This window comes from Pseudomonas pergaminensis (assembly GCF_024112395.2).
In the GTDB taxonomy this organism is placed as follows: Bacteria; Pseudomonadota; Gammaproteobacteria; order Pseudomonadales; family Pseudomonadaceae; genus Aquipseudomonas; species Aquipseudomonas pergaminensis.
Genome location: NZ_CP078013.2, coordinates 5,222,333 through 5,243,429 on the forward strand (window position 1 = coordinate 5,222,333; position 21,097 = coordinate 5,243,429).

The 21,097-nt window shown below is 61.4% G+C and carries 20 protein-coding genes; 5 read left to right on the forward strand and 15 right to left on the reverse strand.

Going from position 1 to position 21,097, the window contains the following annotated elements:
• Positions 1-18: 18 nt before the first annotated feature.
• The 9 genes from KUA23_RS23730 to KUA23_RS23770 all read right to left on the reverse strand — a co-directional run bounded on the left by KUA23_RS23730 (position 19) and on the right by KUA23_RS23770 (position 10,678).
• Complete coding sequence (locus KUA23_RS23730) at positions 19-1,407, reverse strand: aromatic amino acid lyase (protein ID WP_252992952.1); 1,389 nt, start codon at positions 1,405-1,407, stop codon at positions 19-21.
• Positions 1,404-2,408 (reverse strand): ornithine cyclodeaminase family protein, encoded by a 1,005-nt coding sequence (locus KUA23_RS23735; protein WP_252992953.1) that lies wholly within the window; start codon positions 2,406-2,408, stop codon positions 1,404-1,406. Before KUA23_RS23735 ends, KUA23_RS23730 begins: the two co-directional genes overlap by 4 nt.
• A 2-nt stretch (positions 2,409-2,410) precedes the next feature.
• The gene (locus tag KUA23_RS23740) at positions 2,411-3,337 is read right to left on the reverse strand and encodes an aliphatic sulfonate ABC transporter substrate-binding protein (RefSeq protein ID WP_252992954.1); all 927 of its coding nucleotides are present in this window, start codon (positions 3,335-3,337) and stop codon (positions 2,411-2,413) included.
• Positions 3,337-4,350 carry an ABC transporter substrate-binding protein gene (locus tag KUA23_RS23745; protein WP_252992955.1) on the reverse strand — a complete coding sequence of 338 codons (1,014 nt, stop codon included), beginning with the start codon at positions 4,348-4,350 and terminating at the stop codon, positions 3,337-3,339. The genes KUA23_RS23740 and KUA23_RS23745 overlap by 1 nt, the downstream gene beginning before the upstream one ends.
• A gap of 160 nt (positions 4,351-4,510) precedes the next feature.
• Positions 4,511-7,147 (reverse strand): TonB-dependent receptor, encoded by a 2,637-nt coding sequence (locus KUA23_RS23750; protein WP_252992956.1) that lies wholly within the window; start codon positions 7,145-7,147, stop codon positions 4,511-4,513.
• 241 nt (positions 7,148-7,388) lie between these two features.
• A complete protein-coding gene (locus KUA23_RS23755) occupies positions 7,389-8,333 on the reverse strand; it encodes a FecR domain-containing protein (RefSeq protein ID WP_252992957.1) in 945 nt (314 codons plus the stop codon).
• On the reverse strand, positions 8,330-8,839 hold the full coding sequence (locus tag KUA23_RS23760) for a sigma-70 family RNA polymerase sigma factor (protein WP_078049955.1): 510 nt from the start codon (positions 8,837-8,839) through the stop codon (positions 8,330-8,332). The genes KUA23_RS23755 and KUA23_RS23760 overlap by 4 nt, the downstream gene beginning before the upstream one ends.
• A 108-nt stretch (positions 8,840-8,947) precedes the next feature.
• A complete protein-coding gene (locus KUA23_RS23765) occupies positions 8,948-9,739 on the reverse strand; it encodes a phosphate/phosphite/phosphonate ABC transporter substrate-binding protein (protein ID WP_252992958.1) in 792 nt (263 codons plus the stop codon).
• A gap of 9 nt (positions 9,740-9,748) precedes the next feature.
• Complete coding sequence (locus KUA23_RS23770; protein WP_252992959.1) at positions 9,749-10,678, reverse strand: fatty acid desaturase; 930 nt, start codon at positions 10,676-10,678, stop codon at positions 9,749-9,751.
• Positions 10,679-10,980: 302 nt separating this feature from the next.
• Between KUA23_RS23770 and KUA23_RS23775 the strand changes: the two genes are divergently transcribed.
• Together KUA23_RS23775 and KUA23_RS23780 are read left to right on the forward strand one after the other, a co-directional pair.
• Positions 10,981-11,418, forward strand: coding sequence for a GNAT family N-acetyltransferase (locus KUA23_RS23775; protein WP_252992960.1), 438 nt, complete (start codon positions 10,981-10,983; stop codon positions 11,416-11,418).
• 59 nt (positions 11,419-11,477) lie between these two features.
• Positions 11,478-12,296 (forward strand): class I SAM-dependent methyltransferase, encoded by an 819-nt coding sequence (locus KUA23_RS23780; RefSeq protein ID WP_252992961.1) that lies wholly within the window; start codon positions 11,478-11,480, stop codon positions 12,294-12,296.
• Between the two features lie 202 nt (positions 12,297-12,498).
• Here KUA23_RS23780 and def read toward each other — a convergent pair whose 3' ends face one another.
• The 3 genes from def to KUA23_RS23795 all read right to left on the reverse strand — a co-directional run bounded on the left by def (position 12,499) and on the right by KUA23_RS23795 (position 14,347).
• Positions 12,499-13,038, reverse strand: a complete 540-nt coding sequence (gene def, locus KUA23_RS23785; RefSeq protein WP_028617688.1) for a peptide deformylase — start codon at positions 13,036-13,038, stop codon at positions 12,499-12,501.
• A 3-nt stretch (positions 13,039-13,041) separates the two neighbouring features.
• A complete protein-coding gene (locus tag KUA23_RS23790; RefSeq protein ID WP_034108996.1) occupies positions 13,042-13,992 on the reverse strand; it encodes a YihY/virulence factor BrkB family protein in 951 nt (316 codons plus the stop codon).
• Positions 13,993-14,161: 169 nt separating this feature from the next.
• Positions 14,162-14,347 (reverse strand): CsbD family protein, encoded by a 186-nt coding sequence (locus KUA23_RS23795; protein ID WP_058414423.1) that lies wholly within the window; start codon positions 14,345-14,347, stop codon positions 14,162-14,164.
• Between the two features lie 201 nt (positions 14,348-14,548).
• On the opposite strand from KUA23_RS23795, the gene KUA23_RS23800 reads away from it, so the two are divergent.
• The gene (locus KUA23_RS23800) at positions 14,549-14,926 is read left to right on the forward strand and encodes a hypothetical protein (protein ID WP_078049960.1); all 378 of its coding nucleotides are present in this window, start codon (positions 14,549-14,551) and stop codon (positions 14,924-14,926) included.
• Positions 14,927-15,040: 114 nt separating this feature from the next.
• Here the strand turns inward: KUA23_RS23800 and fadD1 are convergent, their stop codons facing one another.
• Positions 15,041-16,732 carry a long-chain fatty acid--CoA ligase gene (fadD1, locus tag KUA23_RS23805; protein ID WP_214497386.1) on the reverse strand — a complete coding sequence of 564 codons (1,692 nt, stop codon included), beginning with the start codon at positions 16,730-16,732 and terminating at the stop codon, positions 15,041-15,043.
• A gap of 399 nt (positions 16,733-17,131) precedes the next feature.
• Entirely contained in the window at positions 17,132-18,820 is a 1,689-nt protein-coding gene (fadD2, locus tag KUA23_RS23810) for a long-chain-fatty-acid--CoA ligase FadD2 (protein ID WP_078049962.1), read from the reverse strand.
• A gap of 222 nt (positions 18,821-19,042) precedes the next feature.
• On the opposite strand from fadD2, the gene KUA23_RS23815 reads away from it, so the two are divergent.
• Both KUA23_RS23815 and KUA23_RS23820 read left to right on the forward strand, forming a co-directional pair.
• A complete protein-coding gene (locus KUA23_RS23815; RefSeq protein WP_252992962.1) occupies positions 19,043-19,987 on the forward strand; it encodes an alpha/beta hydrolase in 945 nt (314 codons plus the stop codon).
• Positions 19,988-20,056: 69 nt separating this feature from the next.
• A complete protein-coding gene (locus tag KUA23_RS23820; protein ID WP_010208208.1) occupies positions 20,057-20,527 on the forward strand; it encodes a MaoC family dehydratase in 471 nt (156 codons plus the stop codon).
• Positions 20,528-20,582: 55 nt separating this feature from the next.
• On the opposite strand, the gene KUA23_RS23825 is transcribed toward KUA23_RS23820, so the two are convergent.
• Positions 20,583-21,050, reverse strand: a complete 468-nt coding sequence (locus KUA23_RS23825) for a ferritin-like domain-containing protein (RefSeq protein WP_214497389.1) — start codon at positions 21,048-21,050, stop codon at positions 20,583-20,585.
• Positions 21,051-21,097: the final 47 nt, after the last annotated feature.

A 21,097-nucleotide genomic window follows, 5' to 3' on the forward strand; every position in this document is an offset into this window, starting at 1 on the left:
TCGCCGGCAAGCCGGCTCCTACAGAGGGAATGGGGTGGATTCGAGGAAGGTGGCCAGTGCCAGTACATCCACCGAGCCTGAGCGGTCTTCATCAAGATGAGCCACCTGGCTGCGCACGGCTTGATGGACCAGCCGCACACCTTGCCCCAGCCGCAGCGCCCCCCTTAAATCCACCGCCTGCGCGGCGACGATCAACTCGATACTGGCCAGCCACAGCACCCGCTCGGTCAAGCGACGAGTCTTGTCGACCACCGCCATGGCCTGGCCCGCATAGTCTTCAACACGGTCCGCCACCGGCACGCTGACCGCCGGCAGCGGATTGGCCAGGTGCCCGATTTCCGCGACCAACGCCGAACTGGTGCGCTGCAACGCCGCCATGCCGACATGACCGGGTTGGGTTATCAGGAAGCGCGGCAGATCGCTGGAAGCCGGCGACAGCAGCTTGGCAATGCGTTCAGCGCTGCACGCGGCGACACGGGTAAGCGCCAGGCCCAACCCTTCCGTGGCCAGCGCCAAGTGGGTGCTGTCGAAATTCGCCGTGGCCAATACAAGCGACGCTTCGCTGATCAACGCCGGGTTATCCGTACCGCTGCGCAGTTCCAATTCAACCAATTCATGCAGGGCGTGCAGCGCCTGCTGCGCCGCACCCTGGACCACCGTGGCACAGCGAAAGCTCAAGGGGTCTTGCAGGCGACGCGGGCTGTCGGCCAGCTCGCCGCCCGCCAGCAACTGCAACAATGCCGCCGACTGTTCGGTTTGCCCAGGTGCCGGCCGCAGGCGTGAAGCCCATGGCTGGAACGGACTGAGGTTGGCCCGGTAGCCTTCGCACGACAACGCCAACGCCGCCAGCAAAGCCTCCAAGGCCCGCTGCGCCTCAGCCACCAGCAACGCGCCCAGCCCAACACTGGCGGCATTCGCAGAGACCAGCGCCAAGCCATCTTTGCCGGTCAGCGGCACTGACAATGCGAGACTCAGGTGCGCCAGTGGCGCCAGGTCGCTCTCGCCCAACGAGCCGAGCAACGGTACATCGGGCTCGACGCCGGAATTGAGCAACGCTAGCAGTGCATCCGCCGCCCCCGGAGAAATACCCGAACGCCCCTGAGCCAATCCGGCCAGCCGCGCAACCGTGATCGCGCGCAGTTCCTGGCGATTGGCAAGGCGCCCGACCCCCACCGCACGACCCAACGGAATACTCGCCTGCACGGGCGCCACCGCCGTATCCACCGCTGCACCGAGGCCGGTATTTACCCCATAAATTGGCGTGCCTTCAACCGCCAGCTTCACCAACAACTGGTGGCCTTCTTCAATACGCTGACGGGCCTGCGCAGAGAAATCCGCCGGTACGTCCTGCCGGGCAATCGCCAGCAAATCGGCTAGGCTCAAGCCTTCGGGATCGAAGTGAATCACGCCCAGCGCAACCGCTGGCCAATCCCCAGGCGCCCGGCTTTTTCCAGCAGCGCATGGCCCAACGCGATATCACTGAGGCTCAGGCCGCGGTGCCAGAACAGGATGGTTTCCTCGGGGGTTTCACGGCCGCTTTTCAAGCCGGCAACGATCTGGCCCAACTCGGCGTGCAGGGTCTCGGCGCTGAGTTTGCCGGCGTCAACATGCGCGCGCAGCGAACCGAACAGGCCGCCCTTGCACTGGCCCCAATCGTCCACCACCCGCTTGCTCATGATGTCGGTGAGCGACAGCTCCACCGCGCTCATGGTGCCGTAGGGCACCACAAAGGCACCGGGCTTGATCCACTCGGTGCGCAGCAAGGGCTCGGGCTGATCCAGGCGCGAGGCTTCGACCACGATGTCGGCGCCACGCACGGCGGACTCCCAATCCTCGGTGACGATCACCGGTTTGCCCAGGTCCTGGCGCAAGCGTTGGGCGAAGGCTTCGCGGCTTTCACTGCGACGTGAGTGCACGCGGATTTCGTCGAAGTCGAACAGGTGGTCGAGCAGGCGCACGTTCCAGTACGCCGTGCCACGCGCGCCGATGTGCGCCAGCACTTTGCTGTCGGGCCGGGCCAGGTATTTGGCGCCGATGGCAGTGATGGCGCCGGTGCGCATATCAGTGATCGCCGAGGCGTCGAGGATGGCCTTGGGAATGCCGGTGGCCGGGTCCAGCAGGTTGAGGATCGCCAATTCCGAGGGCAAACCCTTGCGGTAGTTGTCGACAAAGTCCCCCACCACTTTGACACCGGCATAGCCGATATCGCCACCCAACACGCCGCGCAATACGTTGAAGTGACCGTTGATCCCGCCGCCGGGAATCAGGTGGGTACGCGGCTCGATCACCGCCTCGCCACGCCCCTGGATCGCCAGGCTCGCTTCGATGGCGCTGAGGATTTCGTCATTGGTAAGCCCCAATTCGTCGATATCGAGGCCGTTGAGAAAATCGATGTAGATCGGTTGCATGGTCATGGCGCCTTGAAGACAGCTTGCTGTACATCGACCTTTTTCGGGATCAGGCCGTTGGCAAAGAACAGGTCGGCGGTGTGTTGCTGGGTGGCGATGTCGGCGGCTTGCAGCGGACGAATCGGCGTGGAGGAACGGTGTTCGAAGTAGCTTTTGACCACCACCGGTGGCAGGCCCAGGGTCTTGGCCATCAGCGCGATGCTCTCGTCAGGCTGGTCCAGGGACAGACGCTGCGCCTTGGCCAATGTCTGGATGATCGCGCCAATGGACTGCGGATACTGCTTGGCAAACGGGCTGCTGACCACGAAGAAACTGCCCGCCGGGTTGAGGCCCTGGCCATCGCCCAGCACGCGGGCGGAACCGTCGACCACGGCCGCGGAGTAGTACGGGTCCCACACCACCCACGCGTCGACTTTGCCTTGCTCAAAAGCGGCACGCCCGTCGGATGGCGACAGGTACACCACATTCACGTCTTTCCATTGCAAACCGGCGCGCAGCAGGCTTTTAAGGAACAGGTTGTGGGCGCTGGAGCCCTTGAGCAGCGCCACGCGCTTGCCCTTGAGTTCCGCCACGCTCTGTACGCGGCTGGCTTTTGGCACCAACACCGCTTCGGTCTTGCCCTCGTTGGGTTCTACGGCGAAATACTGCAAGTCGATACCAGCGGCCTGGGCGAAGATCGGCGGGATATCACCGATATTGCCGATGTCCAGGCTGCCGCCGTTCAGCGCTTCGATCAGCGGCGGGCCGCCGAGGAATTCGATCCACTGCACCTGGGTGCCGGGCAACGCTTCCTCGAAGAGTTTGTGCTCACGGGCCAATACCATGCTCACCGAGCTTTTCTGGTAACCGATGCGTAACGTGGCAGGTTCGGCCGCCAGCACCTGACCGGCGACCAGCGAAAGTACCGCAGCAGCGAAGATTTTAAGCATCAGAGCGCTCCCTTCAGCTTGGCCGCCACATCGACCGGCACCCATTGCTCCCAGACGTCTGGGTGGTCCTTGAGGAACGCTTCAGCGACCTGGCGCGGCGGTGTACGTTTCTCGCTCATTTCGCCGAGGATGCCATTGAGCAGATCAATCGGCAGGTCGACCTTTTCAAACACGCTGACCAGTTGCGGGTACTGCGCCTTGAACGGTGCCGACACACCAATCGCCAGCCGCGCCGGCATCGAGCGGGTACCGATGGGGTTGGGGTTTTTCGCGTCCGACAGGGTCTTCCAGGCTTCGGCGTTGAAGGGCGGTTCTTCCAGCTTGACCAGCTTGAACCGGCCGAGCAGCGGCGTCGGCGACCAATAGTAGAACAGCACCGGCTTGCCACGACGGATCGACGACGCCACTTCGGCATCCAACGCCGCGCCGGAGCCGGTGCGGAAGTTGACGAAGCTGTCGGTGAGTTTGTACGCCTTTAGCTTCTGGCTGTTGACGATCTCCGACGTCCAGCCCGTTGGGCTGTTGAGGAAGCGTCCACGGCTCGGGTCTTCGGGGTCGCGGAACACGTCCTTGTAGCGCGGCAGGTCGGCCACCGACTTCAAGTCCGGCGCCAGGGGTTTGATACCGCGCGCGGCATCGCCCTTGATCACGAACTCCGGCACCCACCAGCCTTCGGTGGCGCCTTTGACCGTGTCGCCCAGGCCAAACACTTTGCCTTCGTTTTCCGCCTTGACCCATGCCGGACTGCGCCCAGCCCACTCTTCACCGATCACCTGGATATCGTCCTTGGCCAGGGCGGCTTCCAGGCTCACGGTGCTGCCGGGCAAGGTGTCGGTGGGCAGGCCGTAGCCTTTCTCGACAATCACGCGCAGTACCTCGGTGATCAAGCTGCCGCTTTCCCAGGTGATGTCACCGAAGTGGATGGGCTTGACGGTTTCGGCGGCGGTTGTGGGTTGCGCTAAAACGGCCAGTACCAGCAGTGAGCCACCGAGCAGTGTTTTAAGTCTTTTCATGCAGAACCTCGTGGTGAATCATTTTCTAGAACACAGAAGATCCGGTGTGGGAGCGGGCTTGCTCGCGAATGCGGTGGGTCAGCGATGCATGAGCTGGCTGACCCACCGTATTCGCGGGCAAGCCCGCTCCCACAGTCGATCTCTGCGGATTCAAGATCGGTTAAAAGTCATAACTGAGCCGCGTGTAATAAAACGCCCCTTCCGGCGCCGACGGCGACAGGTAGCTGTATTGCTGGCCTGGGGTCTGGCGCAGGCGGGTGTTGAAGTCATCGGGTTTGCTGTCGAACAGGTTGTTGGCGCCGACCGACAACCGCAGTTGCTTGGTGAACGCGTAGTTCACGTCCAGGTCGGTGTTCCATTGCGCCGCGAAGGTCTGGTCGTACTGGGCGTTGGCTTCGCTGGCGGCGTATTTGCGGTATTCGCCGTAGCGGGTTTCGCTGAGGGCAATGGTCCAGGCACCAATGCGGTGGGTGGCGCCCAGTACCAGCTTGTCTTCGGGGTAGCCGTGTTCCAGGAAGCCACGGGCTTCGCGGGTGAGGATGTCGAAGCCGTTGGGGTTTTCGTGGACCTTCTCGATCGTGGTGCGAGCCTTGGTGTAGCCGGCCGACAGGCTCAACGCGCCGTACTGCGCCAGGTCCAGGTTGTACTTGCCGACGATGTCGACGCCACGGGTGCGGGTGTTGGCGGCGTTGGTCATGAACTGCGCCCAGGTGTACTGGCCAAACCCGGCTTGCTGCAGGATCTGCTCGGCGCGCGGCCCGGAAATGCCGCCGCTGTAGAGCAGGCGATCACGGATCGAGATCTGGTAGGCGTCGATGGTCAGCGAGGCGTTTTCAATCGGGCGCAGCACCAGGCCCAGGGAGTAGTTGGTGGATTTTTCCGGTTTGAGCGGCTCGGCGCCCAAGGCGCGGGCGGCCGGGTTGTCGGCGGGCAGCATGCGCGTCAGCACCGGGTTGCCGTTGATGTCGACGTTGGTGGTGGTGGTCCACGACGTGCCGATCTGGCCCAGGGTCGGCGCACGGAAGGAATTGTTCACCGTGGCGCGCAAGCCCACCTGCGGCGTGAAGTCATAGCGCGCCGACAGCTTGCCGGTGGTGGCCGATCCAAAGTCCGAATAGTGCTCGGTACGCCCGGCCAGGCCGACCTGGAATTTGTCAGTGAGCTGGTGCTCAAGACCGACGTAAACGCCACCGACATCACGCTTGTAGGTGCCGGCGTCGTCTGGCGTGAGACCGGAGGCTTGCACCGCGCCGACCTGTACACCATTGATGCCACCAAAGGAGTAGGACTCGTAGTCGCCCTCCTCCAGCCGATACTGCTCATGCCGGTAGGCAATGCCCGCCGAGACGGTCAGCGGATGGCTTGACCAGTTGACGTCCAAATCCTTGGCGTAATCCAGGCCGATGTTGGTCTGGTCGTTGATCAGGGTGGCCACGTCGAATTTGGTCGGGCTGTTCAGGCCGTAGCTCGGGTTGACCGTGTTGAAGGCCAGCTCATCGTGCTTGTCGCGACCGTAGGTGGCACTGAGGTCGAAGCGCCCGAGGGTGTCGTCTTCATAGCGGGTGCCGACGGTGAGCGCGCCATCCTCATAGCGGTAGCGATATTTGGGAATGGTGCCGTTGGGGTAGATGCCCTGCACGTTGTTCGGGTTATTCGCCAACAGCGGTGGCGTGTTGTTCACCGACTTGTCCTGGCCGAAGGTGGCGAAACTGTAGAGGCGCCACTGGTCGCTCAGGCCGATTTCGGCGTTGGCCGCCAGGTTGAATTTATCGCGCCCTGCACCGCCCCAACGTGGGTCTTGCAACTGGCCGTCGGCGATGTATTTATCGCCAATGTCGGTGGGTTTGTTGTTGAGGGTGTTGAAGCTCAGGGTGAGAAAGCCATCCCCCGGCAAACCCAGGCCGTACCAGCCGTCGGTGGTTTTGCTGAAGCCATCGCCCTGGGCATATTTGCCCAGTTGAGTGTTGACCTGGCCGCCGCTGTCACGCTCCTTGAGCACGATGTTGACCACGCCCGCCACCGCATCCGAGCCGTATTGCGCCGAGGCTCCGTCGCGCAGCACTTCGACGTGGTCGATGCTGCTGATGGGGATCATGTCCAGGTCCACCGGCTGCGCGCCAATGAACGGCACGCCACCGGAGATGTTCACCACCGCCGAGGCATGGCGGCGCTTGCCGTTGATCAGCACCAACGTCTGGTCCGGCGCCAGGCCACGCAGGGACGCGCCCTTGGGGTTCTGGCCACGGGTGGCGCTCTGGTTCTGCGGAAAGTTGAACGACGGCAGCAGTTGGAACAGCGCCTGGTTGAGGCTGGTGGCGCCGGTTTGCTTGAGTTCTTCAGCGTTGATGACGTCTACCGGGGCCGCACTGGTCAGGGCCGTGGCGTCACTGCGCCGGGTGCCGATGGCGACCACGCGGTCCAGGGTCGGCGCTTGCGCTGCGCTGGTTTGTGCCTTGACATTGCTGGTCGCGTTTTTGCTCGCGCCTTCCTTGATGATGAACGCACCGTCCGGACTGACCTGGACCTGCAGGCCGGTGCCCTTGAGCGCGGCGTCCACTGCCTGTTGCGCCGACAGCGAACCGTCCACGCTGGCCGAGGAATAGTTACCCAGTTGCGGGGTGAACGAGATCACCTGGCCACTTTGCCGACTGATGTTGAGCAGCACTTCATCCAGCGGCCCAGGGGCGATGTGATAGACCTGGCGTGCTTCTTCGGCACCGGCGGCAAACGAGAAAAACAGACTGGCCAACGGCACCAGGGCAAAGGTTCGAAGCGGCACACGGTTGAACTGATTCACTTTGGCTCCCCCCAAGGAAACACGAGAACGCTGCTCCCCGCAGCGCTTACGGGAGTGATGTGGGCCAGCGGGGGGAAAACTTGCAGATCGTTTGGTTATGTCCTTAGAACCCACATAGGCATAGCCTCCTCGCTTTATGTGGGAGCTGGCTTGCCTGCGATGACGTCGGCTCGGTTGGACTGACAGACCGAGCCGCCCGCATCGCAGGCAAGCCAGCTCCCACAGGGACCGAGTGAATCGGCTATGCCGCACTGACAGTCACCCACAAACCGGTGCGACGGGTGATGTGGATCGGCAAGGTGCGCGCCAGGGTGTCGAGGATTTGCCGGGGGTTGTCCAGGCGGTAGAGGCCGGTGACGCGCAGGCCGGCCACGGACGGGTCCAGGCGCAGCACGCCGTTGTGGTAGGGCCGCAGCGCGTCGATGACTTCAGCCAGCGGCCGGTCGCGCACTTGCAGGAAGCCATCGACCCAGGCCGTGGCACCGGAGGCACTGGCCTGTACCGGGCCGAACCCGGCACGGTCGTAATGCACCTCATGGCCGGCGGCGAGTTGCAGGCGCTCGCCGTTCTGGCCATCGATGTCCACCGCGCCGTTGAGGGCGACGACCTGGCCCTGCCCTTCCCGCTCGCGCACCAGGAAACGGTTGCCGTAGGCGCGCAGGCGGGCCTGCTCGGTCTGGATCAGGAATGGCCGGATGCGGTCGCTGGCGACCTTGGCCAGTAACTCGCCTTCGCGCAGGCGCACCAGGCGCCGTTGCGGGTCGAACTGAATATCGGCCGCGCTTTGCGCGTTGAGCAACAACTCGCTGCCATCGTCCAGCGTCACCGTGCGGCGCTCCCCGGTGCCAGTGCGGATATCTGCCGTGAGTTCCGTCAATGGCAAGCCCAGCGGTTTGGCCAGCAAGGCTGCGCCGACGGCCACACCGGCACCGGCCAACGCGACCTGCAACACCTGGCGTCGACTGGACGGCGCCTCCAGCGCCTGCTGCAACACCTGGCCACTCACGCCTTGCGCCTGGGGTACCTGGAACACACCCAGGCGGGTTTCCAACTGTCGGCACAGGGCGTCATGCCGTGGGTCGGCGGCGCGCCACTGTTCATACTGCTGCCAGTCGCCCGCCGTGGCCTGGCCGGAACGCAACAGCACGTACCAGCGCGTGGCGCTGTCGATCAGTTCGTCGTTCATTCCAGGCACAGCCGCAGGCAACGGTTGAAGGCGCGGGTCATGTAGTCGCTGACCGAACGCTGGGAAATCCCCAGCTCGGCAGCGATTTGCGGGTAGGTCAGGCCATTGAGCTGGGACAGCAAAAAGGTCGCCTTGACCTTGGCTGGCAAACCGTCGAGCAGCTGGTCGATGGCTTGCAGCGCCTCCAGCATTTGCGCCAGTTCTTCCGGCGACGGTGCGCTGCTGGTCTCGTCGTTGTCGAGCGCATCAAGGTAGGCGCGCTCCAGATCACGGCGGCGCCACAGTTGATACATCAGGCGCTGGGCAATCGTGGTGAGCAGCGCCCGGGGCTGGCGGATGGGCACGACACCCGGCGCACTCAGGAGCTGGACAAAGGTATCGGCAGCGATGTCTTCGGCGTGCGCGCGGGAATCGAGATGGCGGTGTAAACGGCTGCACAGCCAGTCGTAATGACTGCGGAACAATCCGCCCACGTAATCGCTGTGAGAAGTGTCGGCGCCGGACATAGTGGCTCCATCTGAGTAGGTTGCGCGTTATGTCCGGTGTTCCGGTGGAGCGATCCTAGCAAGGCTGCTTATTCTTTAATAATATTTAAAAGGTATTTTTATATAACCTTATTGAAGTATCGGGAAGCCGGCGTTGATGGCCTGTCGTTGGTAGTCCAGGAGCACTTCGTAGTCGTCTTCGCTGGCGGGTAGCACGGCCTGCAGGCCCAGCGTCTCGGCGACTTGCGGCAAGTCCTGCAACGCCTGATTCATGGCTTGGCGGAGTTGAATGACCTGTTCATCGCTCAAGCCCAATGGGCCGATATAGGGCAAGGTCGGGCTCGGTGCGCTAAGGCTGACGATGCGCAGCCCCGCCACTTCCTGCGGCGCGAAACGGGCCAGGTAGGCGTAGGTGACGCTGTCGATGGCGGCAAGGTCGGCGCGATTTTCGCGCAGCCAGCGCAGGCTCTCGCGGTGGGCGCCGCTGATGCCGACGCTGGCGAAGAAACGCCCGTCGCGCTGCAAAGGGGCCAGGCGCTCGCGCAGCAGGTTCATGCCGCTGTTGGAGTCGTGGCCGTTGATCACCCCTCGGCTGTTGTAGAAGTCCGCCAGGGTTTGATGCGGGTTGTTGTCGCGGGTCAGCAGCACGCTGCAATGTTCTCCATCGCTGCTGTGGGGCAGCTCATAGCGCGGGCGACCGATCACGCGGACCTGGCCGCGCAATTGGGTTATCAGCGGATAGCCGCAAGTTTGAGTCAGCAGTAACTCAGGTGCGCGCCACAGGGCGTGCAGGTCGAGGTGATCGGCGTTGAGGCGGCGCAGCCCAAGGTGTTCGAGGATGCGCGTCAGCCATTGCTGGTTGGCCTGCTGGATCGGCTCGGGCGCGACATACATCAGCAGCTCGGCGTAGTGGTCACTCATGGTCATCTCTCACGCAAAAGGGTGCCGGGGGCTGTCGATGGCCTTGAGGCCGTGGCGGCTGATCAACTGGCCGTAGCCTTGCACCAGGAAGCCACCGCTGCGCGCCACCCATTGCTCACGTCGAGCGCGGTAGACCGTCGGCAGCAAGTACCAGGGCAGTTTCGGCAAGTCGTGGTGCACCAGGTGCAGGTTGTTGTTGAGGAACAGCCAGGTCCACGGCCAGGACGCTTCGTTGAGCACGGTGCGTTGCTCCGGCTGCGGGTGCGGGCGGTGTTCATAGTAGGAACGGATCGAGGCCAGGGACAAGGCCGGCACGCTGACCAGCAGCAGGTAATGCCACACCGACAGCGCACTGTAGTGGGCGATGAAACCCAGCATCAGCACAGTGACGGCGCCGTGGACCAGCCACATCGGCCACACCTGGGGCAGGCGTTGCAACTCATGGCGGGCCAAACGGCCAATGGCCAAGGGCGCCGCCAGCAGGAAGCGGCCGAGCACGGTCTTGGTCAGCCAATGCACGCCACGCTCGAACAGCGAGCTGGTGTCCCATTGCTGCTGGTTGAGGTAGCGGCTTTCCGGGTCGATGCCCGGCAGGGTCAAGTCTTCGTCGTTGTGGTGCAGCAGGTGGCTGTCGCGGTACAGCGTGTAGGGGTACCACACGGCGAAGGGGGCGTAGCCGAGGATTTTATTCAGCAGCGGCGAACGGGTGGGATGGCCATGCAGCAGCTCATGTTGCACCGACAGCCACAGCGTCACGAGCGGGATCAGCAACAGGCTGCTCAACCACGAGCCCAGCCAGTGGCTGGCGAGGATCACGGCGAACCAGCCGGTGTACACGCCGATCAACAACAGCCAGGTCGGCCATTCGGTTCTGGCGGTGAAGGTGGTGGCCAGGGCTTCGATTTCCCGGCGTTGGGTCGGATCAAGGTAGTTGGCCATCGGCAGCTCAGAGCAGGTGTTTCCTGCTCTGTGCAATGAGGCGCGAAAATCTTGCAGATCGTTTGGTTCTAAGCTTGTAACTCAGTGACCGAACAGGCCTGTCTCGGTTTTCTTGGCTTTCTTGTCGGCGCGTTTTTCATCCGCGGTCTTTGCCGGTTTTTTCTTCGCGGCTTTCTTTGAATCCATACCTTTGGCCATGATGCATGCTCCACTTACAGGGGATGTAGCACTGGGTATACCACCTATTGCCCGGCAGAAGGCGCTTATAATGCCCGGCCCTTGATAACGCTTGCCTGAACACCATGCCCGAATTGCACATCGAACCCTTGGCAGAGCCGCTGTGGCCGCTGCTGAACAAGTTTTACCGCAGCCACAATTCCCCGATGAAGGCGCTCAAGGGCGGGCGTTTGTGGGTGGCGCGCGACGCTGAGATTGTCGCCGGGTTGTGCCTCACGCCGGTGGTTGGCGGGCAGTTCCTGACCGGGGTGTTCGTTGACCCCGCCTATCGCGGCCACGGGTTGGCGGCGCGGTTGATCGAGGCGGCGGTTGCCGATGTCGACGGCACCCTGTGGTTGTTGTGTCACCCGGACCTGGAAGGGTTGTATCAACGCATGGGCTTCACTCAGGACACCGTGCTGCCGCAATCCCTCAGCGAACGCTTGGTACGCTACAAGCGCAACAAACCCATGATCGCGATGGGCTTAGATCGTTTGGTGAGGTCGACCGCAGATAATGTGTGATCAGCGCCTGCAGGGCCCATGCTAGCCTCAGCGGCACAGTGGCCCTTTACAGGATGATCATGAAAACGACGCTTGCAGCTCTCTCCCTCACCGCCCTGCTCGTCCCGGTCTTGAGCCAGGCAGCCGACGCAGCCATCACCGCCGAGCAGTACCAGAGCGTACTCGCCGGTAGTTGGCGCGACCCTGCCAACAGCGCCCGCGACGGTTATCGCCATCCGCAACAGACGCTGGAATTCTTTGGCCTGGGCGCCAAGCAGACGGTGATCGAGATCACCCCCGGTGGCGGCTGGTATAGCGAAGTGCTGGCGCCTCTGCTCAAGGATCATGGGCACTACATCGCCGCGGTGCAGGCGGCGAGCAGCAGCGCCTATGCGCGCACGTCCGAAGAGAACCTGAAAAAGAAATTCGTGGCTGATCCGGCTCGGTACGGTAAGGCTGAAGTCATCGAGTTCGACCCCAAAGCCCCGGTGTTCGGCAAACCCGCGTCGGCGGATGCAGTGCTGACGTTCCGCAATGTGCATAACTGGGTCGAGGCAGGTACTGCGCCGGCCACGTTCAGCGCGTTCTACAAAGTACTGAAACCGGGCGGCGTGCTGGGCGTGGAAGATCACCGGGCCAAGGATGGGGCGGATCTGCAGGCGATCAAGAACAGCGGTTACCTGACCACCGCGCAGGTGGTGAAGCTGGCGTCCGATGCCGGGTTCAAGCTGGCGGGACAGAGCGAGGTGAATGCCAACCCGAAGGACACCAAGAACTACCCGGCTGGCGTGTGGACGTTGCCGCCGACGCTGAGATTGGGCGAGCAGGATAAGGCGAAGTATGTGGCGATTGGCGAGTCGGACCGGATGACGTTGCGGTTCATTAAACCGACCCGATAACAATTATTGAAGTATCGCTTTTCTGTGGTGAGCGGGCTTGTCCCGCGCTGGGCTGCGAAGCAGACCCAAACCTTTCACCGCAGTGCGCCTGACGCGCCGCGGTGGCTTGGATAGGGCCGCTTCGCAGCCCAGCGCGGGGCAAGCCCGCTCACCACAACAAGCCCGATCACCACAACGAGCAGCCTCACATTCAGATGCAGGATCAATCGTCGGCAGTGGGATCCAAGTCCGGGAACATCACTTCGATAAAGCCGAACTTGCTGAAGTCGGTGATCCGCGACGGGTACAACCGGCCGATCAGGTGATCGCATTCATGCTGCACCACCCGCGCATGGAAACCATCGGCAAAGCGCACGATGGGCTCACCCTTGGGATCAAAGCCTTCGTAGCGAATCTGCTGGTAACGGTCCACCGCGCCACGCAGGCCGGGTACGGACAGGCAACCTTCGTAGCCCTCTTCCAGCACCGGGCTCAGCGGAGTGATCAGCGGGTTGATCAGGATCGTCTGCGGCACGGGCGGCGCGTCCGGGTAGCGTTCGCTGGCTTCGAAACCGAAGATCACCAATTGCAGGTCGACACCGATCTGCGGCGCGGCCAGGCCGACTCCGCCCACGTGTTCCATGGTCTGGAACATGTCATCGATCAATTGCCACAGTTCGGGGCTGTCGAACATTTCCGGCGGAACCGGAGGCGCGATACGCAGCAGGCGCTCGTCGCCCATTTTCAGGATTTCACGGATCATCGATCAGACTTCATCAGTAGTGGGCTTGGAGTGGTCCCGGCCAAGGCCTGAGACATGCTGTTTTTCATCGGTATGGCCAGGCTCTTCGAACTCTTTTTCGCCCGGGTCCTTGCCCTCGGCGGACATGTGTTCGATCACCGCGTTCATCTCCGCCCCAAGCAACAGCACGGCAGCGGAAATATAGAAATACAAGAGCAGCACGATGATCGCGCCGATACTGCCATACATGGCGTTGTAGTCGGCAAAGGTTTTGACGTAGTAGCCAAAGCCCAGGGAGGCAACGATCCACACCACCACCGCCAGCACCGAGCCAGGGGTGATAAAGCGGAATTTCTGCTCGACGTCCGGCATCACGTAGTACATGAGGGCCACGGCGAACATCAGCAAAATCACGATCAACGGCCAGCGCAAAATGGTCCACAAGGTGACCACGAATTCCTGCATGCCGATCTGCCCGGCCAGCCATTCCATCACCTGCGGCCCGAGCACCATCAGCGCGGCGGCGGCCAGCAGCATGCCGGCGATGCCAACGGTGTAGAAAATCGACAGTGGGAAGCGCTTCCAGATGGGACGGCCTTCAACCACGTCGTAGGCCGCGTTCATCGCGCTCATCATCAAGCGCACACCGGCCGACGCTGTCCACAGCGCGATCACGATACCCACCGACAGCAGGCCACCCTTGGATTGCTGCAACTGGTCGATCACCGGGTTGACCTGCTCCAGGGCCTGGGGCGGCAACACCAGTTCCGATTGCATGCGCAGCCACGTGAAGAAGTCCGGCAGGTGCAGGAAACCGATCAGGGCAATCAGGAACAGCAGGAAGGGGAACAGCGAGAACAGCATCTGGTAGGCCAGTGCCGAAGCATAGGTAGGCATTTCGTCATCGACGAATTCCTTGACGGTGCGCACCAGCACTTTGTGCAGCTTGAGACCATCGAGAACCGGAAAAATCATAGCGTCTCCTTTCGCCGCAAAAAGGTTGAGTTCGTGGGCGACTCAGGGGCCGTTTTCTACATCAAGGTAGCCTATTTGGCGACCTCGAAACAATTTCGAAACTTTAACCGCATCAGGTGACACAAAAACGGCCATCCGTGGATGGCCGCTTGGTTGCGCACTGGCAGTCTTACTTGGTCGCTTTTTTTACCGCGTCCTTGGTGTCGCCAACTGCTTTCTGCACTTCGCCTTTCTTTTCCTGGACCACACCTTCAGCGCGCAGTTTGTCGTTGCCGGTGACTTTACCGACACCTTGCTTGATATTGCCGACCGCCTCGTTTGCCAAGCCTTTAGCCTTGTCAGATGTGCTGCTCATGGTATTTCTCCGAAAGAACAATCAAGGGTTTTGGGTCATTACGTAAAGATTGACCCGAGGCCGTTCAGCAGAGTTTCAATTATTTTTGCCCACGCATTTCATCGCCGGCCGCAGGTTTGGCTTTATGTTTTGCCGCCAACCCCTGAGAATGCCCGGCACATTCAGGCTCAAACGCTGAATAACAGATCCCGTAGGAAGGTTATGAAACTCAATAAAGCACAGGCCATCGCCCGCCGAAACACCGAACTGGGCGGTGCCGTACTCGGCGTCAACAACTGCCATTTCACCGACCTGGACCGCAAGCGCAACATCTGGTGGTTTGACCTGCCGGTGGGCCGTATTGCCGTGGGCCAGTACGAGTGGATCCACCTGTTGATGCACAACGCCGAGACCGACCAGTTGCTGCACTTGAAGGTGCCAACCGTGTTCCTGCGCGAGAAGCTCGAAGGCCTGGTGGTCCGCAATGCGGGCAAGCGCAAGCCGGAGATTACGCTGGAGCTGAGTGCGGACAAGGATTCGTTCTTGAAGGATGTGCGCCCGGCGGGTGCTGGCGTGGGATTCGCGCAGTTCGCCCTATAAAAAACGCGGTTCAAAATGTGGGAGGGGGCTTGGCCCCGATGACGGTGTGTCAGCTACAGATTGCTGACTGATACACCGCCATCGGGGCAAGCCCCCTCCCACATTGGTATAGCGTTACTTTTTAAGACCGAGCTTCTTCAACTCTTCGTCGCGCAACTCACGGCGCAGGATCTTGCCCACATTGGTGGTCGGCAATGCATCACGGAATTCCACGGCCTTGGGCACCTTGTAGGCCGTGACGTTGGCGCGCATGTGCTCCATCACCTGGTCCTTGGTCAGGGTCGCGCCCGGCTTGACCACGATAAACAGCTTGATGTGTTCCCCGGACTTCTCGTCCGGCACACCGATGGCCGCGCACTGCAGCACGCCCGGCAGGCCTGCCAGCACGTCTTCCAGCTCGTTCGGGTACACGTTGAAGCCCGAGACCAGGATCATGTCTTTCTTACGGTCGACAATGCGCATGTAGCCGTCGGGCTGGATGATCGCGATGTCACCGGTCTTGAGCCAGCCTTCGCTGTCGAGCATTTCGTCGGTGGCGTCCTGGCGCTGCCAATAGCCTTTCATCACCTGCGGGCCCTTGACGCACAGTTCGCCGGTTTCGCCCAGCGCCAGTTCGGTGCCGTCGTCGGCAATGACTTTGCACACGGTGGACGGTACCGGGATGCCGATGGTACCGATCTGGATATGCTGGATCGGGTTCACAGTGGCCACCGGGCTGGTCTCGGTCATGCCGTAGCCTTCGCAGATGCCGCAACCGGTCACGGCCTTCCAGCGCTCAGCGGCGGCCAGTTGCAGGGCCATGCCGCCGGACAGGGTGACTTTCAGCGCGGAGAAGTCCAGCTTGCGGAATGCCTCGTTGTTGCACAGCGCCACGAACAGGGTGTTCAGGCCGACAAAGCCGCTGAACTTCCACTTCGACAGTTCCTTGACCATCGCCGGCAGGTCGCGCGGGTTGCTGATCAGGATGTTGTGGTTGCCGATCAGCATCATCGCCATGCAATGAAAGGTGAACGCATAGATGTGGTACAGCGGCAGCGGCGTGATCAGGATCTCGCAACCTTCATTGAGGTTGGAGCCCATGAGCGCCTTGCATTGCAGCATGTTGGCGACCAGGTTGCGGTGGGTGAGCATGGCGCCCTTCGCCACGCCAGTGGTGCCGCCGGTGTATTGCAGCACCGCCACATCATTGCTGGCCGGGCTCGCGTCGCTGACCGGTTGACCATGCCCCTTGGCCAGCACGTCGTTGAACTTGATCGCCTTGGGCAAGTGATACGCCGGGACCATTTTCTTCACGTACTTGATGACGCTGTTGATCAGCAGACGCTTGAGCGGCGGCAACAGGTCGGCGACTTCGGTGACGATCACGTGCTTGACGGCGGTCTTGGGCACGACCTTTTCCGCCAGGTGCGCCATGTTGGCCAGGCACACCAGCGCCTTGGCGCCGGAGTCGTTGAATTGGTGTTCCATTTCCCGCGCGGTGTACAGCGGGTTGGTATTGACCACGATCAGGCCGGCACGGATGGCACCGAACACAGCGACCGGGTACTGGAGGACGTTGGGCAGTTGCACGGCGATGCGATCGCCAGGCTGCAGGTCGGTATGTTGTTGCAGGTAGGCGGCGAAGGCGCCGGACAATTCGTACAGCTCACCGTAGGTGATGGTCTTGCCCAGGTTGCTGAAAGCCGGTTTGTTGGCGAAGCGCTGGCAGGACTGCTTCAGTACCGCCTGAATATTTGGATACTCGTCTGGATTGATTTCTGCAGCAATCCCGGCGGGGTACTTATCCTTCCAAAAGTCTTCGTTCATGGAAGCCCACTCCTCAGCGACGTCAGCGACGCGAATTCATCATCGCATTTGATGCGATTATTATTGGTGTATGTTTTTTTAGGTGAATCTGGCGCTTTCAAGCAGGCCGAGACGTCACAAAGCGCGCCGAGAGTAGCAGCTTTGCCAAGGGCCGCCTAGAGCCAAAGGAGGGCCCTGCGGTCATAATCACGACTGTCCTACAATAATTGGTCACGCTTTAAACATTGCTGAAATATGCCCTGGAAAGGCTCTGGAATGGGGTATTCAGGCCAACACAAGGCAAATGTGGGAGCGGGCTTGCTCGCGAATGCAGAGTGTCAGTCAACAGATAGGCTGGCTGATACACCCCATTCGCGAGCAAGCCCGCTCCCACATTTTTGATTGCATTTCAATTCACGGTCAGGCGATGTCGCGCAGCTCCCGGCGCAAGATCTTGCCCACGGGCGTCATCGGCAAAGACTCGCGCAACACGATATGTTTGGGCACCTTGTACCCGGTGAAGTTGGTCTTGCAGTACGCCTTCAACTCCTCAAGACTCACCCCTTGCGCACGCGCCACCACAAACAGCTTCACCGCCTCCCCGGTGCGATCATCCGGCACGCCGATCACCGCGCAATTGGCCACGGCCGGGTGGGCCATCACCACGTCTTCGATCTCGTTGGGGTATACGTTGAAGCCCGAAACAATGATCAGGTCTTTCTTGCGGTCGACAATGCGCACAAAACCATCGTCATCGATCACCGCGATGTCGCCTGTCTTGAGCCAGCCCTCGGCGTCCAGCGCTTCGGCCGTGGCGGCCGGTTGCTGCCAGTAGCCCTTCATCACCTGCGGGCCCTTGATGCACAGCTCGCCGCGCTCGCCCAACGGCAGCTCGGCGCCATGGTCATCAATCACCTTCATCGCCGTCGCCGGTACGGGAATGCCCACGGTGCCCAAGCGAGATTTGTTGCCGTAGGGGTTGGTGCTGGCCACTGGCGAGGTTTCCGTCAGGCCGTAGCCTTCGCCAATCGCGCAGCCGGTGATCTGCTCCCAACGCTCGGCCGTGGCCTTGATCAGCGCGGTGCCGCCGGAGTTGGTGAGCTTGAGGTGGGAGAAGTCCAGGGACTTGAAGTCCGGGTGGTCCATCAAGGCCACGAACAGCGTGTTAAGCCCCAGCAGCCCGGTAAAACGCCACTTCTTCAGCTCCTTGATAAAGCCGCCGATGTCCCGTGGGTTGGTGATCAGTACGTTGTGGTTGCCGGACACCATCATGCACATGCAATTCGCGGTGAAGGCATAGATGTGGTACAGCGGCAGTGGCGCGATCATCACCTCCTGCCCTTCCTTGATCAGCGGGTGGCCGTCATCGCCGGTCTGGGACATGCATGCACGCACCTGCTGCATGTTCGCCACCAGGTTGCCGTGGGTGAGCATCGCACCCTTGGCCAAGCCGGTGGTGCCGCCGGTGTATTGCAGCACGGCAATATCGTCCAAGGTCACCGGGTGACGCGTGACGCCCAGGCCCGCACCCATGTGCAAGGCACGCTTGAACGACACGGCGCGCGGCAGGCTGTAGGCCGGGACCATCTTTTTGACTTTGTCGACCAGGGTGTTGACCAGCCAGCCTTTGGCGGCAGGCATGAAGTCACCCATCTTGGCTTCGATCAGGTAGTCGATCTCGGTGTCGCTGCACACCTCCTGCACCCGCGAACCAAACAGGTTGAGGTAGACCAACGCACGCACGCCGGCGTCCTTGAACTGGTGGCGCATTTCGCGCGGGGTGTACAGCGGGTTGGTGTTGACCACGATCAACCCGGCGCGCAAGGCACCGAACACGGCAATCGGGTAATGCAGCACATTGGGCATCTGCACGGCGATGCGGTCGCCGGGCTTGAGGTCGGTGTGCTGTTGCAGGTAGCCGGCGAAGGCCGCGCTTTGGCGCTCCAGCTCGGCATAGGTGAGGGTGATGCCCATGTTGCTGAATGCCGGACGGTCGGCAAAGGCCTTGCAGGAACGTTCGAAGACTTCGATCACCGACTTGTAGGCAGAGAGGTCGATGTCATTGGGAACGCCCGCCGCGCGTTTGTCATTCCAGAAATCAGGTTGCATTATTCTTGTCCTCTTACCTGAGTGTGTCCGGCCGCTGCAGGTGTAAAACCTCTACACCGATAAAAAGCGGAGCTTTGGGGACGTTAGCAGCTATGGCCAAACAGGCAAATACGGGAAAGAGCGTCATTAATTGCGTGAATCTTCCTACAAGGCCTTGCGCTGATCAGACGCTTCCCGTGGGATGAGCTATACACTGCAACGACCCTGAGCAAAGGAAGCGCCATGAACCACAGCACCTTCTGGCTGACCGCGAATGACCGCAGCCGCCTGTACGTCAATCAATGGATGCCCGACGGCCCGCCCAAGGCCCTGGTGATGCTGTCCCATGGCATGGCCGAGCACAGCGGGCGTTATGCACGCCTGGCCGAAGCCTTGTGCGGCGCCGGCTACGGCCTGTACGCCCCGGACCAGCGTGGCCACGGCCGTACCGCCGACGAAGGCACCCTGGGCCTGTACGCCGAGAAGGACGGTTGGAATAAGGTGGTGGGCGACCTGGCGAGCCTCAACCAGCATATCGGCCAGCAACAGCCGGGGCTGCCGATCATTCTGCTGGGCCATAGCATGGGCAGCTATATCGCCCAGGCGTACTTGCTGCACCACAGCGCCAGCCTCAATGGCGCGATGCTCAGCGGTTCGAATTTCCAGCCGGTGGCCCTGTATCGCGCCGCACGGGTGATCGCCCGGGCCGAGCGCCTGCGCCAGGGCTTGCGTGGCCGCAGTGCGCTGATCGAATTCTTGTCGTTTGGATCGTTCAACAAAGCGTTTAAACCCAATCGCACTGCTTTTGACTGGCTCAGCCGCGATCCAGTGGAAGTCGACAAGTACATCAACGACCCGCTGTGCGGGTTCCGTTGCACCAACCAACTGTGGATCGACATGCTCGGCGGCTTGCAGCAAATCAGCAAAGCGTCCAATCTCGCGCAGATCGACCCAGGCCTGCCGATCCTGGTCATGGGCGGTGAATGTGATCCGGTCAGTGAGGGCAAGCGTCTCAAAAGCTTGGCCCACGCGCTGCGTGAAGCCGGATGCCAGCACGTGCAATTGACGATTTACCCGCAGGCGCGCCACGAAGTGTTCAACGAGACCAACCGTGACGAGATCACAGGGGATGTGCTGGCGTGGCTGGATCAGGCCCTGACCTTGCGCCGGCCGGCCCGCTGCGAATAACTTTTCTTTTAAAATCAGCCAGTTAAAATCGGCCGATAATGACCGTTTAGCCACAGGATGCACCTTTAGATGACCCAGGTAACCAACACCCCGTACGAAGCCCTCGAAGTCGGCCAGACCGCCAGCTACAGCAAGTTGGTGGAAGAACGCGATATCCAGCTGTTCGCCGCGATGTCCGGTGACCACAACCCGGTGCACCTGGATGCCGAGTACGCCAAGGCGACCATGTTCAAGGAGCGTATCGCCCATGGCATGTTCAGCGGCGCCCTGATCAGTGCGGCAGTGGCCTGCGAGCTCCCTGGGCCGGGCACAATCTATATCGGCCAGCAGATGAGCTTCCAGAAGCCGGTCAAGATTGGCGACACCCTGACCGTGCGCCTGGAAATCCTCGAAAAGCTGCCGAAATTCCGCGTGCGCATCGCCACCCGTGTGTTCAACCAGCGCGATGAGCTGGTTGTGGACGGCGAAGCAGAGATCCTCGCGCCACGTAAGCAGCAGGTCGTGACGTTGACCGAGCTGCCGCCGATCAGCATTGGTTGATCGTCGCGCATAAAAAAGCCCCGCATCTGCGGGGCTTTTTCTATTCAGCTACGACTCAAGACTGAGCGCGAGCCTGGTTACGCAGGGCTTTCACCTGGTCATGGTTGCGTTGAACGCCACTGAACTGACGTTCAACCAGGTCACGAATGCCCTGCAGGTTGTGTTTATTGATCTTCTCGATCGCTTCCTTGTAAGCCTTCAGGGCATGGTCTTCACCGCGCTCGGCTTCGTTCAGCACAGCCTCTTCATCCTTGCCGGTGAGCATCGACTTCACGTCGACCCAACCACGGTGCAGGGCACCAGCAACGCTGCCGGAATGTTCCGGATCACCGCCCAAGGCACGTACGGCGGTTTTCAATTCAGCGGCGGCGGTGGCGCAGTCAGCGGAACGCTTGGCAAACAGGGCTTTGAGTTCTGGGTGCTTGATGTCTTCAGCGCACTCCTTGAAACCCTTTTGGCCGTCGATGCTGGTCTCGATCAGGTCGTTCAGTACGGAGATCGATTCTTTATTGATGTCAGTCATTTTTCAATTCCTTGTACGGGTTAGAAGGTTGTCTTAGTGTTTGCAGC

Bases quoted from the DNA above. Each gene is read 5' to 3' on its own strand.
- KUA23_RS23735 (WP_252992953.1), bottom strand. From the start codon at position 2,408: ATGCAACCGATCTACATCGATTTTCTCAACGGCCTCGATATCGACGAA.
- KUA23_RS23740 (WP_252992954.1), bottom strand. From the start codon at position 3,337: ATGCTTAAAATCTTCGCTGCTGCGGTACTTTCGCTGGTCGCCGGTCAG.
- KUA23_RS23745 (WP_252992955.1), bottom strand. From the start codon at position 4,350: ATGAAAAGACTTAAAACACTGCTCGGTGGCTCACTGCTGGTACTGGCC.
- KUA23_RS23755 (WP_252992957.1), bottom strand. From the start codon at position 8,333: ATGAACGACGAACTGATCGACAGCGCCACGCGCTGGTACGTGCTGTTG.
- KUA23_RS23760 (WP_078049955.1), bottom strand. From the start codon at position 8,839: ATGTCCGGCGCCGACACTTCTCACAGCGATTACGTGGGCGGATTGTTC.
- KUA23_RS23765 (WP_252992958.1), bottom strand. From the start codon at position 9,739: ATGAGTGACCACTACGCCGAGCTGCTGATGTATGTCGCGCCCGAGCCG.
- KUA23_RS23770 (WP_252992959.1), bottom strand. From the start codon at position 10,678: ATGGCCAACTACCTTGATCCGACCCAACGCCGGGAAATCGAAGCCCTG.
- KUA23_RS23775 (WP_252992960.1), top strand. From the start codon at position 10,981: ATGCCCGAATTGCACATCGAACCCTTGGCAGAGCCGCTGTGGCCGCTG.
- KUA23_RS23780 (WP_252992961.1), top strand. From the start codon at position 11,478: ATGAAAACGACGCTTGCAGCTCTCTCCCTCACCGCCCTGCTCGTCCCG.
- def (WP_028617688.1), bottom strand. From the start codon at position 13,038: ATGATCCGTGAAATCCTGAAAATGGGCGACGAGCGCCTGCTGCGTATC.
- KUA23_RS23790 (WP_034108996.1), bottom strand. From the start codon at position 13,992: ATGATTTTTCCGGTTCTCGATGGTCTCAAGCTGCACAAAGTGCTGGTG.
- KUA23_RS23795 (WP_058414423.1), bottom strand. From the start codon at position 14,347: ATGAGCAGCACATCTGACAAGGCTAAAGGCTTGGCAAACGAGGCGGTC.
- KUA23_RS23800 (WP_078049960.1), top strand. From the start codon at position 14,549: ATGAAACTCAATAAAGCACAGGCCATCGCCCGCCGAAACACCGAACTG.
- fadD1 (WP_214497386.1), bottom strand. From the start codon at position 16,732: ATGAACGAAGACTTTTGGAAGGATAAGTACCCCGCCGGGATTGCTGCA.
- fadD2 (WP_078049962.1), bottom strand. From the start codon at position 18,820: ATGCAACCTGATTTCTGGAATGACAAACGCGCGGCGGGCGTTCCCAAT.
- KUA23_RS23815 (WP_252992962.1), top strand. From the start codon at position 19,043: ATGAACCACAGCACCTTCTGGCTGACCGCGAATGACCGCAGCCGCCTG.
- KUA23_RS23820 (WP_010208208.1), top strand. From the start codon at position 20,057: ATGACCCAGGTAACCAACACCCCGTACGAAGCCCTCGAAGTCGGCCAG.
- KUA23_RS23825 (WP_214497389.1), bottom strand. From the start codon at position 21,050: ATGACTGACATCAATAAAGAATCGATCTCCGTACTGAACGACCTGATC.